This is a genomic window from Streptomyces canus (genome assembly GCF_041435015.1).
Lineage (GTDB): Bacteria > Actinomycetota > Actinomycetes > Streptomycetales > Streptomycetaceae > Streptomyces > Streptomyces canus_G.
Genome location: NZ_CP107989.1, coordinates 4,944,353 through 4,958,637 on the forward strand (window position 1 = coordinate 4,944,353; position 14,285 = coordinate 4,958,637).

Genomic DNA, 14,285 nt, shown 5'->3' on the forward strand with positions numbered 1-14,285 from the left:
ACGCCCTCATGTCGAAGCAGCACATGTTCGGAGGAACGTCGTGATCAAACGTCATCCCGGAGTGGTGGATCTCAGCGAGGTCGAGCCCAACACCCGGCGCGGAGGCGATCTGCGCGCCATGCTCACCCCCACCACGGTCGGCTCCACCAGCGGTTTCATGGGCGTGGCCATCGTGCAGCCCGGCGACCGCATCGCCGAGCACTACCACCCGTACTCCGAGGAGTTCATCTACGTCGTCTGCGGACAGCTCGAAGTGGACCTCGACGGCGAGCCGCACCCGCTCCAACCCGAGCAGGGGCTCCTGATCCCGTCCCACATGCGGCACCGCTTCCGCAACGTCGGCAAGGTGGAGGCCCGCATGGTCTTCCACCTCGGCCCGCTGGCGCCGAGCCCGCCGCTCGGGCACGTCGACACCGAGGACGCCGACGGCGTGCCGATCCCGGCGGAGGCGGCCCACGCGGGTGCGGGCGGGCCCGCCGAACGAACCCGGATGCGCTCATGAGGAGGCGCGTGGCGGTCACCGGCATAGGAATCGTCGCCCCGGGCGGCATCGGTGTCCCGGCGTTCTGGGATCTGCTGACCAGCGGTCGTACGGCGACCCGCGGCATCACGTTCTTCGACCCGTCCGGGCTGCGTTCGCAGATCGCCGCCGAGTGCGACTTCGACCCGGCGGCCCACGGGCTGGACGCGGAGCAGATCGCTCGGAGCGACCGCTACCTCCAGTTCGCCCTGGTCGCCGGGGACGAGGCGATACGGGACTCCGGTCTCGACCTCGCCGGGGAGAACCCGTGGCGGGTCGGCGTCTCGCTGGGCACCGCGGTCGGCGGAACCACCCGGCTGGAGAACGACTACGTGCTGGTCAGCGACCGCGGGCAGCACTGGGACGTGGACCACCGCAAGGCCGGCCCGCACCTGCACCGGGCGTTCACGCCCAGCACCCTCGCCTCGGCGGTGGCGGAGCGGTTCGAGGCACGCGGGCCGGTGCAGACGGTCTCCACGGGCTGCACCTCGGGGCTCGACGCGGTCGGGTACGCCTTCCACACGATCGAGGAGGGCAGGGCCGACGTGTGCATCACGGGCGCCTCGGACTCCCCGATCTCGCCCATCACCATGGCCTGCTTCGACGCGATCAAGGCCACCTCCCCGAGCAACGACGACCCCGCCCACGCCTCACGGCCCTTCGACGCCCGCCGCAACGGGTTCGTCATGGGCGAGGGCGGCGCGGTGCTCGTCCTGGAGGAGCTGGAGCACGCCCGGGCCCGTGACGCGCACGTGTACTGCGAGATAGGCGGCTACGCCACCTTCGGCAACGCCTACCACATGACCGGTCTGACCCGTGAGGGCCTGGAAATGGCCCGGGCCATCGAGGACGCCCTCGGCCAGGCCCGGCTCGACGCCACGGCGATCGACTACGTCAACGCACACGGGTCGGGCACCCAGCAGAACGACCGGCACGAGACGGCCGCGGTCAAACGGGCTCTGGGCGCGCACGCCTATGACACACCCATGAGTTCCATCAAATCCATGGTGGGCCATTCCCTCGGCGCGATCGGGGCGATCGAGGTCGTCGCCTGCGCGCTGGCCCTGGCCCACCAGGTCGTCCCGCCCACCGCGAACTACGAGACCCCGGACCCCGAGTGCGACCTGGACTACGTCCCGCGCGTCGCCCGCGAGCGCAGACTGCGCAGCGTGCTCTCCGTGGGCAGTGGGTTCGGCGGCTTCCAGTCCGCGGTGATCATGACCCTGCCGAGGGAGAGGACCGAATGAGCGCACCGCATCCCCGGCGCGCGGCCGTCACCGGAATCGGCGTGGTCGCGCCCAACGGAAACAGCACCGAGGCCTTCTGGAAGGCCACCAGCGAGGGTGTCGTCGTCCTGGACCGGATCACCCGTGAGGGGTGCGAGCACCTGCCGCTGCGGGTGGCCGGCCAGATCCGGGACTTCGACCCGCCGGCGGCGGTCGAGGAGCGCTACCTCGTCCAGACCGACCGGTTCACGCACTTCGCGATGGCCGCGGCCGACCTGGCACTGGACGACGCCGGGCTCAGCCGGTCCGAAACCGACGCCGCGCCCTTCTCCGTGGGCGTGGTCACCGCCGCCGGATCCGGTGGCGGTGAGTTCGGGCAGCGCGAACTGCAGCAACTGTGGAGCAAGGGAAGCCGCTTCGTCGGGCCGTACCAGTCCATCGCCTGGTTCTACGCCGCGAGCACCGGCCAGATCTCCATCCGGCGCGGCCTCAAGGGCCCCTGCGGGGTGGTCGCCTCCGACGAGGCCGGCGGCCTGGACGCCCTGGCGCATGCGGCGCGGGCCGTGCGGCGCGGCACCGACGTGATGGTGGCCGGCGCGACCGAGGCGCCGCTGGCCCCCTACTCGATGGTCTGCCAGCTCGGCTACGAGGAGCTGAGCACCGTCGCCGAACCGGACCGTGCCTACCGCCCGTTCACCACCGCGGCCTGCGGATTCGTGCCCGCCGAGGGCGGTGCCATGGTCGTCGTGGAGGCCGAGACCTCGGCCCGGGAACGGGGCGTGCTGGTGCGGGCCACGCTGGCGGGACACGCGGCGACCTTCACCGGCGCGTCCCGCTGGGAGCAGTCCCGGGAGGGGCTGGCCCAGGCGATCCGGGGCGCCCTGGACGAGGCCGGGTGCGCTCCCGAGGAGATCGACGTGGTCTTCGCCGACGCCCTCGGTGTCCCGGAGGCCGACCGTGCCGAGGCGCTGGCGATCGCGGACGCACTGGGCCCGCACGGCACCCGCGTCCCCGTCACGGCGCCGAAGACCGCCGTCGGCCGGGCCTGCGGCGCGGCGCCCCTGCTGGACGTCGCCGCCGCGGTGCTCGCGATGGAGCACGGTCTGATCCCCCCCACCCCCAACGTCTTCGACGTCTGCCACGACCTCGACCTCGTCACCGCCCGCGCGCGAGCCACCGAGTTGCGCACGGCGCTGGTCCTCAGCCGAGGACTCATGGGGTCGAACGCGGCGCTGGTGCTACGGCGCGGTGCCGCCGATGCCTCCTAGCGAGGCGTCGCACACCCATCACCCAGCAAGGAGAGGAACCGCATGAGTGACCGAATCACCGTGGAAGAGCTGGCCGAGCTCATGAAGAAGGCCGCCGGGATCACCGTCGCCCCGGAGGAGCTCCAGCAGCGGCAGGAGTCCGGCTTCGACGCCTTCGGCCTCGACTCGCTCGGTCTGCTCGGCATCGTGGGCGAGCTGGAGAACCGGTACGGCACGCCGATGCCTGCCGACGCGGAGAAGAGCAAGAGCCCTCGGCAGTTCCTCGAACTCGTCAACAGCGCGCTTCTGGCAGGAGCCTGAGATGCCCGGACACACGCAGAACGACGTCACCATCGCGGCCCCGTTGGACCTGGTCTGGGACATGACCAACGACGTCGAGAGCTGGCCGCAGCTGTTCAGCGAGTACGCCTCCGCCGAGATCATCTCCCGGGAGGGGAACCGGACCACCTTCCGGCTGACCATGCACCCCGACCAGGACGGCAAGGTGTGGAGCTGGGTCTCGGAACGGGAGCCGGACCGCGACACGCTCACCGTGCGGGCTCGCCGTGTCGAGACCGGGCCCTTCGCCTACATGAACATCGTGTGGCAGTACGAGAAGGTGCCCGAGGGCACCCGGATGGTGTGGACGCAGGACTTCGCGATGCGGCCGGACGCACCGGTCGACGACGCCTGGATGACGGACAACATCAACCGGAACTCCAAGGTCCAGATGGCGCTGATCCGGGACCGCATCGAGCAGGCCGCCGGAGAGCGCCGGCCCGTGTCGATGATGTCCGACTGAGCGGGACGGAGGACATGACGATGCATCAGTCCCTGATCGTCGCCCGGATGGCCCCGGAGTCGGCCCTGGACATCGCCAAGGTGTTCGAGGAGTCGGACCGGGGAGAACTGCCGCACCTCGTCGGGGTCGCCCGGCGCAGTCTCTTCCAGTTCGACGACGTGTACCTGCACCTCATCGAGTCCGAGCGGGACCCCGGGCCGGCCATCGCGAAGGCGGCCGGGCACCCCGAGTTCCGGGACATCAGCGAACGGCTGTCGGCGTACGTCACCGCGTACGACCCGGCGACCTGGCGCTCGCCCAAGGACGCGATGGCGCGGTGCTTCTACCGCTGGGAGCGGGACGCCGGCTCCTGAACCGCCGCGGACCGACGCTCGCCGGGCACGCACTGTTCGCGTGCCCGGCGAGCGTCGGTCCGCGGGTTCCGCCGGGTCCGCCGGTTCCGTCCGGGGACGGGGTCAGGCGGGGATCGTGCAGTCGAACGCGTGCAGATAGGGGTTGACCGGGCGGACGTCGTCGATGACCAGGCCCGCCTCCGTCAGCCTGCCGGTCAGGCTCCCGGTGGTGTGCTTGGCCCCTCCGACGTTCAGGAGCAGCAGCAGGTCCATGGCGGTGCTGAACCGCATCGACGGCGAGTCGTCGACGAGGTTCTCGATGACCACGACCCGCGCTCCCGGCCCGCCCGCCGCGATGACGTTGCGCAGGACGCGGGTCGTGCTGTCGTCGTCCCACTCCAGGATGTTCTTGATGATGTAGACGTCGGCCCGGACCGGGACGGCCTCGCGGCAGTCGCCGGGCACCAGGCGTGTCCGGTCCGCGAGCGCCCCTCCCGCGCGCAGCCGTGGGTCGACGTTGTCGACCACGCGCGGCAGGTCGAGCAGGGTGCCGTGGAGCGCCGGATACTTCTCCAGCAGGCTCGCCACCACATGCCCCTGACCACCCCCGATGTCGGCGACCGACGTGCTCCCCGACAGGTCGAGGAACTGGGCCACGTCCCGCGCCGACTGCACGCTGGAGGTCGTCATGGCGCGGTTGAAGACGTCGGCCGATTCCGGGGCGTCCTCGTTGAGGTACTGGAAGAACTCCTTGCCGTACAGGTCCTCCACGACGTTGCGGCCGGTGCGCACCGCCTCGTCCAGCAGCGGCCACGCGTCCCAGGTCCACGGCTCGGTGCACCACAGTGCGATGGCGCGCAGGCTGTGCGGATCGTCCTCGCGCAGCAGCCGGGACATGTCGGTGTGCGCGAACGTCCCGTCCGGCTGCTCGGCGAAGAGGCCGTAGCAGGACAGGGCGCGCAGCAGCCGGCGCAGGGTCTTCGGCTCGGTCTTCACCGCGGCCGCGAGGTCCTCCACGGCCAGTGGGCTGTCGTCGAGGGCGTCGGCGACCCCCAGTCGGGCGGCCGCGCGGACGGCGGCCGCACAAGCCGCCCCGAACACGAGCTCCCTGAGCCGCATGGACGGCGGTGGGGCGGTCTGTGCGGTTGTCATGTGCCCTCTTCCTTCTTGGAGTTCATGAGCGGCCACGGCCGGTCAGCACAGTCCCGCGGGCCTGGACGCCCCGCAGGTGTTGCCTTCGAAGGTGTTGCCCTTGCCGGTGGTGTCCGTGTTGACGAGGTCCGCCGGGGCGTTGCCCTCGAGCACGTTGTCGGCGATCCGGTTCCGCTCGCTGGTGGTGCCCACGAAGCTCTTGAACAGGACGATGCCGCCCGACAGCGGGGAGGCACCGACGTTGCCGGTGATGCGGTTGCCCGTCACCAGCGTGTCCTCGGCACCGGTCAGCACGATGCCGGAGCCCTGGAGCGCGTCCAGCCGTGCCGTCTTCGGGCAGGACTTGTTGTTCTTCGCGATGGTGTTGTCGCGCACGGTCAGCGCGCCGGCCTTCGGCTTGTTCTCGTCGCCCACGACGAAGACGCCCGCGCAGTTGCCGGTGAGGTGGTTGCCCGCGACGGTGAGGTTCCTCAGGCGCCGGACGGTGATGCCGATCCGGTTGCCCTCCAGGCGGTTGTGTTCGACCACGGTTCCCCCGGTGTCCGCGGCGCCCGCCTCCTCTTTGATCGTGTTCGCGAGGAACAGGCCGGCGTCACCGTTGTCCCGGGCGGTGTTCCTCCGGAACTCACTGTGGACCGAACGCTCCTGGGCGATCCCCCACACCCCGTTCTTCACCGCGGTCACGTTCCGCACGGTCAGCCCGTCGGTCGCCATGGCGAACACGCCGCTCCCGGTGAAGCCGGTCACGGCGAGGGAGGCGATGGTGACGCCCTCGACGTCGTGGGCCTTCGTCCCGATCACGCAGATGCCGTTGCCGGCCTCGGCACACTTGCCTGCCTGCTTCGTGTCCGGCTCGATGACGGTGCTTCGGCCCATGCCGGTCAGGGTGATCCCGGGGGTGCTCACCAGGACGCTCTCGCGATAGGTGCCGGGGGCCAGGAGAACGGTGTCTCCCGGCTCGGCGGCGTCCACCGCCCGCTGGATCGACTGTCCGGGAAAGACCACGTGGGTCATCTGGTCGGCGGCGACGGGCGGGGCGGCCCCGAACACGGCCCCGATGATCGCCGCGGCGCATGCCAGGCGGGAGATATGAAATCTCATCATATCCGGTACGTTATGACCCGAAAGGTCGGGAACGGGCTGGATGAGCCATCCGACGGCGTGTCACGGCCGGCTCGTGAGCCCGGCCTCCGCGGTGGACTTCAGGTCCCGCAGCCAGGCCTCGAGGCCCGCGCCGAGGGCCGCGGTCGCGGTGGGGACGTCCGCTTCGACCTGAGCGCCGGTCCAGGTCTCCTCGGTGTGGACGTGCACTCCGCCCCTGACCTTCCTGAAGGTCCACAGGTGCACCCCCTCGTCGATGCGCAGCCCCTCCCCGATCGCGGGTCCGCTCCACAGGACGCAGTCGTGGTGCCGGAGTTCCCGGACCGTGGAGGTGATGGCGAGTGTGGTGGCGGGGGTCGTGGGGGTGGCGGGCGCGGGGGTCGTCCACCGGAACCGCGACCCCTTCTCGAGCCGGCCCGGGTCGAGACGCTCGGCCGTGATGACCGGGGGCTGCCAGGACGGCCAGCGTTCGACGTCCGTCTGGAGTTTCCATACGGTGCTCAGCGGGGCCTTGATCACGACGTCGGACCGGTAGCGGACGGTGGCGCCGGCGTCGACGCCGCGTCCGCCACACCGGGGAGGTCCGCCGTGGTGGGCCGCTTGCGCGACCGGGACGGTGCTCGCCAGGACGCCGAGGACGGCGAGCGAGACCGCGAGCGTGCGGGACCTTGTGGACATGGTGTTCCTCTCGTGGCGATGGCGGGTTCGGGTACGTGCCCGCTCGCTAGGGGTTGAGGACGACCTTTCCGGCGACGGTGCCGGACTCGGCCAGCCGCAGAGCGTCCGCGGCTTCGGCGAGCGGCAGCCGGGCCGCGATCTGGGCGGTGACCTCGCCGCGCTGGAGGGCGGCGAAGACCTGGGTGAGGTCGGCGCGGAGGCGGGACCGGAACCGGTTCCTGGCCAGGGCCCGGCCGGCCCACACGTTGAAGAAGTAGGCGCGGCGGCGGTTGGGCAGCGCGTTCCACAGCCACACCCGGCCGAGGAGTTTCAGTACGGGCCACTGCTTGGAGCCCTCGGCGTCACGGGTGGCGGCGCTGCCGTACGAGACGAGCGTGCCGCCGGGGGCGAGGAGCCGCCAGGAGTCCACGATGCCGCGGCCGCCGACGTGGTCGAAGACGGCGTGCACGCCGTCGCGCGGGGCGAGTTCGCGGATCCGTGCGGCGAGGTCGTGGGCGCGGTAGTCGACCGGGACGACTCCCCTTGCCCGCAGGGCGTCGTGGTGGCGCGGGGACGCCGTACCGATCACGTGGGCGCCCGCGGCCCGGGCGAGCTGGACCAGGACCGATCCGACGCCGCCGTTGGCGCCGTGCACGACGACGGTCTGTCCGGCGCGGACGCGGGCCTTGCGGTGCAGCATCTGCCAGGCGGTGATGCCGTTGACGACGAGGGTCTCCGCCTCCGCCGCATCGATCCCCTCGGGCACCGGCACCACGTCCGCCGCGTCGACGAGCACATGGCTGGCCCAGCCGCCGACCTTCACCAGCGCGGCGACCCGGGTGCCGGCCAGGTCCGACCGCACGCCCTCGCCGGTCGTCATGACGGTGCCGACGAGGTCGTAGCCGGGCACGAACGGGAACGGCGGCTGGTCGTAGTAGCGGCCGCGCCGCATCTGCTGCTCGGCGAAGGAGACGCCGGTCGCCTCCATCCGGATCACGACCTGGCCCGGCCCCGGTGCGGGAACGGCTCCGTGCCGGATCTGCAGTCCTTCGGGCTCGACCTTGCCCGGCAGGACGACCTCGACGAGTTCTTCGGTGTTCATGACGACCTCCACAGAGACGCTGGGTTACTCGGCTTCGCGTTCGTTAGAAGTTATAACTGCACAGGCTCGGGAGTGTCAATAACTTCAGTGATACCCTCTAACCATGGTGAATCCGGAAGCGAAGACCCCGCGCGAGCGCTACCGCGCCCAGGTGCGTACGGAGATCAAGGACCGTGCGTGGGAGCAGATCGCCACGGCGGGCGCGTCCGCGCTCTCCCTCAACGCGATCGCCAAACAGCTGGGCATGAGCGGGCCCGCGCTGTACCGGTACTACGCCGGCCGTGACGAGCTGATCACCGAGCTCGTCAGGGACGCGTACCGAAGCCTCGCCGACGCCTTCCGCGCGACCTCACGGTCCGGCGCCGACGTGTCCGCGCTGGCGCACGCCCTGCGGGCATGGGCCCTGGAGGACCCGCAGCGCTACTTCCTCATCTACGGCACGCCCGTCCCCGGCTATCACGCGCCCGACGACATCACCGCGATCGCGTCCGAGATCATGGCGACGCTCCTGGACGCCTGCGCAGGGCTGCCCTCGAACGGCCCGGCGACGCCGTTCGACGCCCACCTCGAGGACCACCGGGAATGGGCGGACGGCCACCCCGCCCCGGCCGTCGGCCTTCACCGGGCCCTGACCTTCTGGACCCGGCTGCACGGCACCCTGTCCCTGGAACTCGCCGGCCACTTCAACGGGATGGGATTCGACCCGGCACTGCTCTACGCCGCCGAGCTGGACGCCCTGACCGGCTCCGGCAAGATGTGACTTTCATCGTGGCGGGCACACCGGCCACTGACGCCGGTGACGGCGGCGCATCTCCCGTCGTCCGAGGTCACAGGGCTGTGGACACCGGCGCACGGCAGGAACGCTCGTGCACGCAGAGCAATATCTGTGCCCGTGGTGTGAGAAATAGACTCGGGGTCCGGCGAGTATTCCCCGGACCAGGGCCGGGGGGCAAAATTGGCGAACCCACAGGTCCGACCCCCCGTGCTACTGTCGATCTCAGTTGCAGGTGTGGTTGCCAGAAGGTTTTTTCCGACGGGTTAATCAGCACGGCGACACGGAGATTCACACAGGGTGAATTTCCGAAACCGCCTCCGAAGGAGAAATAACATGGCTACTGGCACCGTGAAGTGGTTCAACGCGGAAAAGGGCTTCGGCTTCATCGAGCAGGACGGCGGCGGCCCCGACGTCTTCGCCCACTACTCGAACATCGCCGCCCAGGGCTTCCGCGAGCTGCAGGAAGGCCAGAAGGTGTCGTTCGACATCGCTCAGGGCCAGAAGGGCCCGACGGCCGAGAACATCGTCACCGCCTGACACCGGCACCGCCGATACTTCGCAGCTGGGGCCCGCACCGTGCGGTGCGGGCCCCGGCTCGCGGCATTTTCAGGGCGCATCACACATCGCCTTCGGCTCGTTCTCGCGATTCTCTGCGCTGCTCATCTGCTGCGGGAATTCCTTGATACGCGCCGTATCGAGGAAGGTTTCGCATGAATCGCACACGTACAAATCCCACCCGTGGCCGCTCCGCCGGCCCGCGCCGTTCCAAGCCCCACGGGAATCGACAGGCAGTGTCGGGCGAGTTCGCGCCGCCCAGGACGATCACGCCCGCTCTGCCCCCTGTCGAGGCGTTCGCCGATCTCGCCATGCCCGCACGGCTGTTGGCCACGCTGGCCCAGGAAGGCGTGACCCAACCGTTCCCGATCCAGGCGGCGACCCTGCCGAACTCCCTGGCCGGCCGTGACGTCCTCGGCCGCGGCCGCACCGGCTCGGGCAAGACCCTCGCCTTCGGCCTCGCCGCACTGGCCCGTACCGCGGGACGCCGTGCCGAGCCGCGGCAGCCGCTCGCCCTCGTCCTCGTCCCCACCCGCGAGCTCGCCCAGCAGGTCACCGACGCGCTCGCGCCCTATGCCCGCTCCTTGAGCCTGCGGCTGGCCACCGTCGTCGGCGGGATGTCCATCGGCAGGCAGGCCGGCGCGCTGCGCGCCGGGGCCGAGATGGTCGTCGCGACACCCGGGCGCCTCAAGGACCTGATCGACCGGGGCGACTGCCGGCTGGACGAGGTGGCCATCACCGTCCTGGACGAGGCCGATCAGATGGCCGACATGGGCTTCATGCCGCAGGTCACCGCGCTGCTCGACCAGGTGCGTCCCGGGGGACAGCGCATGCTCTTCTCGGCCACCCTGGACCGCAACGTCGACCGGCTGGTGCGCAGCTACCTCAGCGACCCCGTCGTGCACTCCGTCGACCCCTCCGCCGGCGCGGTCACCACGATGGAGCACCACGTCCTGCATGTGCACGACGCGGACAAGCACCGGACGACCACCGAGATCGCGGCACGAGACGGCCGCGTGATCATGTTCCTCGACACCAAGCACGCGGTGGACCGGCTGACCAAGCACCTGCTCAGCAGCGGCGTCCGCGCCGCGGCCCTGCACGGCGGCAAGTCCCAGCCGCAGCGCACCCGCACGCTGACGCAGTTCAAGACCGGACACGTCAACGTGCTGGTGGCGACCAACGTCGCGGCGCGCGGCATCCACGTCGACAACCTCGACCTGGTCGTCAATGTGGATCCGCCCACGGACCACAAGGACTACCTGCACCGCGGCGGCCGTACGGCCCGCGCCGGCGAGTCCGGCAGCGTCGTCACCCTGGTCACCCCGAACCAGCGCCGCGAGATGAGCCGGCTGATGGCTTCGGCGGGGATCACCCCGCAGATCGCCCAGGTGCGTTCGGGCGAGGCGGAGCTGAGCCGCATCACCGGGGCCCAGGCCCCGTCCGGCATCCCGGTCGTCATCACGGCGCCGCAGCCCGAACGCCCCCGCGGCACGTCCTCCTCGTCCTCTTCCCGGGGCCGTCGGGGCCGCCGGGGCCAGTCCGGCCAGGGCCGTCCCGCGGGCGAGGCGGCACGCCGTGGCGGACCGCGACGGACCGGCTTCGGCTCCGCCGCCTAGGACGACATCCCTCTCAGCTCCCCGTGGGGCCCTGCCGACGTGCGTCGGCAGGGCCCCACTGTCGTATCGCCACGCAGTCCGGCTCGCGTGCCGGCTGCCTCAGGATCTCTGCGTCACTCGAACGCCAAAATCTCCTCTTGCCAGAGTAGACATTGGCCGTCGGCACGGTTACTGTTTTTCTCGTAGACACGGTCAAGCGAGACCCGCCAGACACGAACTGGCGGGGTTCGGAGCAAGGACGGAGGAGCAGACGCCATCAGGATCGCCCGGTCCGCATGCATTCGGTCCGGGTACCGCAAGACCCCGGATTGGATGGTGGTCCCCGGTCACGCAGCCGCGATCCCCGCACCCCTCCCGTCACCGGGCCGGGTAGCGGAAACCGAAGGTCGGCGCAGCATGAGGGCCGACAGATGGTGTTGAATTCCCTTCGGGGCCCTGGTGCCGTACGGCATCAGGGCCCCTCGACGCGTTGTACAACGAGGTGACATGGCAGCAGATATTCCCCTGGGCGACCGCCTGGACGACGACGACTACCCGGCGTACACCATGGGCCGGGCCGCCGAGATGCTCGGCACCACCCCGGGCTTCCTCCGAGCCATCGGCGAGGCCCGTCTGATCACTCCGCTGCGCTCGGAGGGCGGACATCGCCGGTACTCCCGCTACCAGCTGCGGATCGCCGCCCGCGCCCGCGAGCTGGTCGACAGGGGAACCCCGATCGACGCCGCGTGCCGCATCGTCATCCTCGAGGACCAGCTCGAGGAAGCTCAGCGCATCAACGCCGAGTACCGCCGCGCCGCGAACGCGGCGGCCGACAGCTCCGGGCCGGGTTCGGGCTGACCACGCGGACGCGGTACGGCCCACGGCGCACCGCGGTTCAGACCGCGGCGATCCCCTCCATCCCCGACTCACCGAAGGCGGGCAGGCCCGTGGCCGTCGTCACCTTGGTGAGGGCGCCGTCGGTCTCGACGCGGAAGCCGTCGACGGTGCCGGAAGTGGCGTTCTGGACGTAGACGAACCTCTCGTCCTTCGTGACGGCGAGGTCGATCACCCCCTGCGACTTGCTGGACGGCGGGGTGGCGAGGCCCACCTTGTCGGTCAGGGAGAGCTTGCCGTGTCCGTCCATGCGGTAGCCGGTGACGGTGGAGTTGCCGGTGTTGCCCCCGTAGAAGAAGTCGCCCGCCCGCTCCAGCCAGCACAGCACCTCCTGACCACTGGCCAGGGGCCGCTGCAGGACCTTCAGCCTGCCGTCCCGCCGCACCTGGTAGGTGGTGACCGTGGACTTCTCGGCCTCGGCGACCAGCATCCGCTTCCCGCTCCGGTCGAAGCTGATCGCGAACGGGACGCCGCCGGCCGACTTGTTGACCACCGGTGCGGCGACGGCCGGGAGTCCGTTCCGCTTCATCGGGAACACCTCCACGGTGTTGTTGCCCTTGGTCGTGACCACCAGGTTCCGCCCGTCGGGGGTGAACTCGACCTCGCCCGGAGAGGTGTCGAAGCGCGGTATGTCCTTGTTGTTCAAGCCCAGGGAGCGGTGGGAGCCGGGAAGCGGCTGAAGTCCGCCGCCGGTGATCCTGAAGCCCTGGACGCTGCCCGCGCCGCCCGCGTTCATGACGTACGCGATGCTGCCGTGCACCGCGATGCTCGACGGGAACCGCCCGCCGGAACTCACGACCTTCCGCTCCCCGAGCCGCTGTCCCTCGACGCGGAACGAGGTCACCGTGCCGCTGCCGGCGTTGACCGCCAGCAGCATGCCCGAGCGGTCGTCGTAGACGAGCGAGCCCTGGGAGGCGAGCGAGTCGGTGGGGGCGTCGACCTGGTCGCCGCCCTTGCCGCCGGTCGCGTAGTCCGCCGCGCGTGCGAGCTTGCCGTCGTCGCCCCGCTTGAACACGTGGATGGTGTTGCCGTCCAGCTCGTTGCCCTGGACGAAGACGGCGTGATCGGCCCCGGCGGCCTTCCCGGAGTACTGACTGGCCGAGGCCAGGGACACGGCCACGGTCGCCGCCCCGGCGAGGGCGAGGGCGCCACCGCCGATCACGATGCGCCGTGTCCTGGACTGCGCCCGGTGCCCCCTGCGCGTGCGGCGGTGCTCGATGTGGCCGTTGTCCCTGTCGCCGTGCCTGCCGGAGTCCATGCCCATGTCCGTTCCTCGGTGTCCGTGCGGTGTCGTCCGCGGCTGCGAACGACACCAGAGTGGCCAGCGGGAACGGTGTGCCGGTACGGAACGCGGTCCGCGTCAGACTCTCGTAAGAGATCGCGGGCGGCCGGGCGCCTGGTCACATGTCACCAGCTCACGGCGTCGTCCATCGACTGCTGCCAGTAGGTGACCTTGAGCGAGTCGTCGACGTAGACGCCCTTCGCCGGCATCGACGGGTGGGCGCCCGTGCCGACGCTCTCGTTGCCGGAGCGGCCCTGGAAGTAGACGGTCAGGGACTTCGCGGTGTAGCCGTTCGCGCCGCTGCCGTCGGTCGCGGACAGGTTCACGGAGGCGTAGCCGGACTCGCCGGGCCCCAGCGTGACGACCGCCTGCGGCTGCGAGTCCTCGATGACCGGGGGCACGGCCTGGGCCTCGCCGAAGCGGACGGCCGGGTAGCCGTACAGGTAGCAGCTCTTGCTGCCGGTGTTGGTCACCGTGAGCAGCATGTGGTTCACGGGACGGGTCAGCGGGGCCGCGACCGTCTTCGTGGTGGAGCCCTCACAGGTGACCGGCTTGCCGGAGGAGGCGGGCGCCTTCGGGGCGGGGGTGCGTGCGGCGGTCGTCGCGGCGCCGCCCGCGGACCCGGCGCCGGAGGAGCCCGTGGCGGCCGAGGGAGCCTTGCCGGACGAGGAGCCCAAAGAACCCGAGGGGGCCGGGGAGTTGGAGGCCGTGGTCGGAGAGGGCGCCGCGGACAAGGGGCTCGTGCTCGACCCGCTGCCCTCGTCCTGGGTGCCCGTCCCGTTGTTGCACGCGCTCAGTGAGAGCGTCGCGAGGACGGCGGTGGCGGCGGCAGCGACGAGACGGGTGCGGGAGGTGCGGAGGCTGGACATGGTGTGGTGCCCCTTCGGTGTTCGGGTGGCCGTGGTGATTGGATGACCGAAGCTTGTGAGGTGATCCGTCCCGACCGCCACGTTCAGCGGGCAGTTGGGGATGCTGGAACGCCGAAATGGGCGCTGACCAGGGGGAATTCAGTGACCCTGGAATGCGTGACTGGGACGCGGGG

Annotated in this window: 16 protein-coding genes; 10 read left to right on the forward strand and 6 right to left on the reverse strand. The window is 70.7% G+C overall.

What is annotated here, in order from left to right:
- Positions 1-40 precede the first annotated feature (40 nt).
- From OG841_RS22420 to OG841_RS22445, 6 genes are read left to right on the forward strand one after another with little or no spacing between them, the layout of a single operon-like run.
- A complete protein-coding gene (locus OG841_RS22420) occupies positions 41-502 on the forward strand; it encodes a cupin domain-containing protein (RefSeq protein WP_328639873.1) in 462 nt (153 codons plus the stop codon).
- Positions 499-1,767 carry a beta-ketoacyl-[acyl-carrier-protein] synthase family protein gene (locus OG841_RS22425; protein ID WP_328639872.1) on the forward strand — a complete coding sequence of 423 codons (1,269 nt, stop codon included), beginning with the start codon at positions 499-501 and terminating at the stop codon, positions 1,765-1,767. Before OG841_RS22420 ends, OG841_RS22425 begins: the two co-directional genes overlap by 4 nt.
- Complete coding sequence (locus OG841_RS22430) at positions 1,764-3,014, forward strand: ketosynthase chain-length factor (RefSeq protein WP_371566665.1); 1,251 nt, start codon at positions 1,764-1,766, stop codon at positions 3,012-3,014. Before OG841_RS22425 ends, OG841_RS22430 begins: the two co-directional genes overlap by 4 nt.
- A 42-nt stretch (positions 3,015-3,056) precedes the next feature.
- A complete protein-coding gene (locus tag OG841_RS22435; protein ID WP_371566668.1) occupies positions 3,057-3,314 on the forward strand; it encodes an acyl carrier protein in 258 nt (85 codons plus the stop codon).
- Between the two features lies 1 nt (position 3,315).
- On the forward strand, positions 3,316-3,795 hold the full coding sequence (locus OG841_RS22440; protein WP_062040616.1) for an SRPBCC family protein: 480 nt from the start codon (positions 3,316-3,318) through the stop codon (positions 3,793-3,795).
- 20 nt (positions 3,796-3,815) lie between these two features.
- Positions 3,816-4,148, forward strand: a complete 333-nt coding sequence (locus OG841_RS22445) for a TcmI family type II polyketide cyclase (protein WP_057609423.1) — start codon at positions 3,816-3,818, stop codon at positions 4,146-4,148.
- Positions 4,149-4,250: 102 nt separating this feature from the next.
- Here the strand turns inward: OG841_RS22445 and OG841_RS22450 are convergent, their stop codons facing one another.
- The 4 genes from OG841_RS22450 to OG841_RS22465 are packed head-to-tail and all read right to left on the reverse strand — an operon-like array spanning position 4,251 to position 8,139.
- Entirely contained in the window at positions 4,251-5,279 is a 1,029-nt protein-coding gene (locus OG841_RS22450) for a methyltransferase (protein ID WP_328639870.1), read from the reverse strand.
- A 42-nt stretch (positions 5,280-5,321) separates the two neighbouring features.
- Entirely contained in the window at positions 5,322-6,383 is a 1,062-nt protein-coding gene (locus OG841_RS22455; protein WP_328639869.1) for a right-handed parallel beta-helix repeat-containing protein, read from the reverse strand.
- A gap of 60 nt (positions 6,384-6,443) precedes the next feature.
- Positions 6,444-7,058 carry an SRPBCC family protein gene (locus OG841_RS22460; RefSeq protein ID WP_365116705.1) on the reverse strand — a complete coding sequence of 205 codons (615 nt, stop codon included), beginning with the start codon at positions 7,056-7,058 and terminating at the stop codon, positions 6,444-6,446.
- Positions 7,059-7,104: 46 nt separating this feature from the next.
- Complete coding sequence (locus OG841_RS22465) at positions 7,105-8,139, reverse strand: medium chain dehydrogenase/reductase family protein (protein ID WP_328639867.1); 1,035 nt, start codon at positions 8,137-8,139, stop codon at positions 7,105-7,107.
- Between the two features lie 103 nt (positions 8,140-8,242).
- Here OG841_RS22465 and OG841_RS22470 point away from each other — a divergent pair, with 103 nt between their 5' ends.
- From OG841_RS22470 to OG841_RS22485, 4 genes are all read left to right on the forward strand, one after another.
- The gene (locus tag OG841_RS22470; protein ID WP_365116699.1) at positions 8,243-8,899 is read left to right on the forward strand and encodes a TetR/AcrR family transcriptional regulator; all 657 of its coding nucleotides are present in this window, start codon (positions 8,243-8,245) and stop codon (positions 8,897-8,899) included.
- 348 nt (positions 8,900-9,247) lie between these two features.
- Positions 9,248-9,451: a cold-shock protein gene (locus OG841_RS22475; RefSeq protein WP_020113641.1), complete on the forward strand. Its 204-nt coding sequence runs from the start codon at positions 9,248-9,250 to the stop codon at positions 9,449-9,451.
- A 173-nt stretch (positions 9,452-9,624) separates the two neighbouring features.
- Positions 9,625-11,088, forward strand: a complete 1,464-nt coding sequence (locus tag OG841_RS22480) for a DEAD/DEAH box helicase (RefSeq protein ID WP_371566674.1) — start codon at positions 9,625-9,627, stop codon at positions 11,086-11,088.
- Between the two features lie 486 nt (positions 11,089-11,574).
- Positions 11,575-11,925 (forward strand): helix-turn-helix domain-containing protein, encoded by a 351-nt coding sequence (locus tag OG841_RS22485; protein WP_328639864.1) that lies wholly within the window; start codon positions 11,575-11,577, stop codon positions 11,923-11,925.
- Between the two features lie 37 nt (positions 11,926-11,962).
- Here the strand turns inward: OG841_RS22485 and OG841_RS22490 are convergent, their stop codons facing one another.
- Positions 11,963-13,225, reverse strand: coding sequence for a lactonase family protein (locus OG841_RS22490; protein WP_371566677.1), 1,263 nt, complete (start codon positions 13,223-13,225; stop codon positions 11,963-11,965).
- A gap of 143 nt (positions 13,226-13,368) precedes the next feature.
- A complete protein-coding gene (locus OG841_RS22495) occupies positions 13,369-14,112 on the reverse strand; it encodes a DUF4232 domain-containing protein (protein ID WP_365116687.1) in 744 nt (247 codons plus the stop codon).
- Positions 14,113-14,285 lie beyond the last annotated feature (173 nt).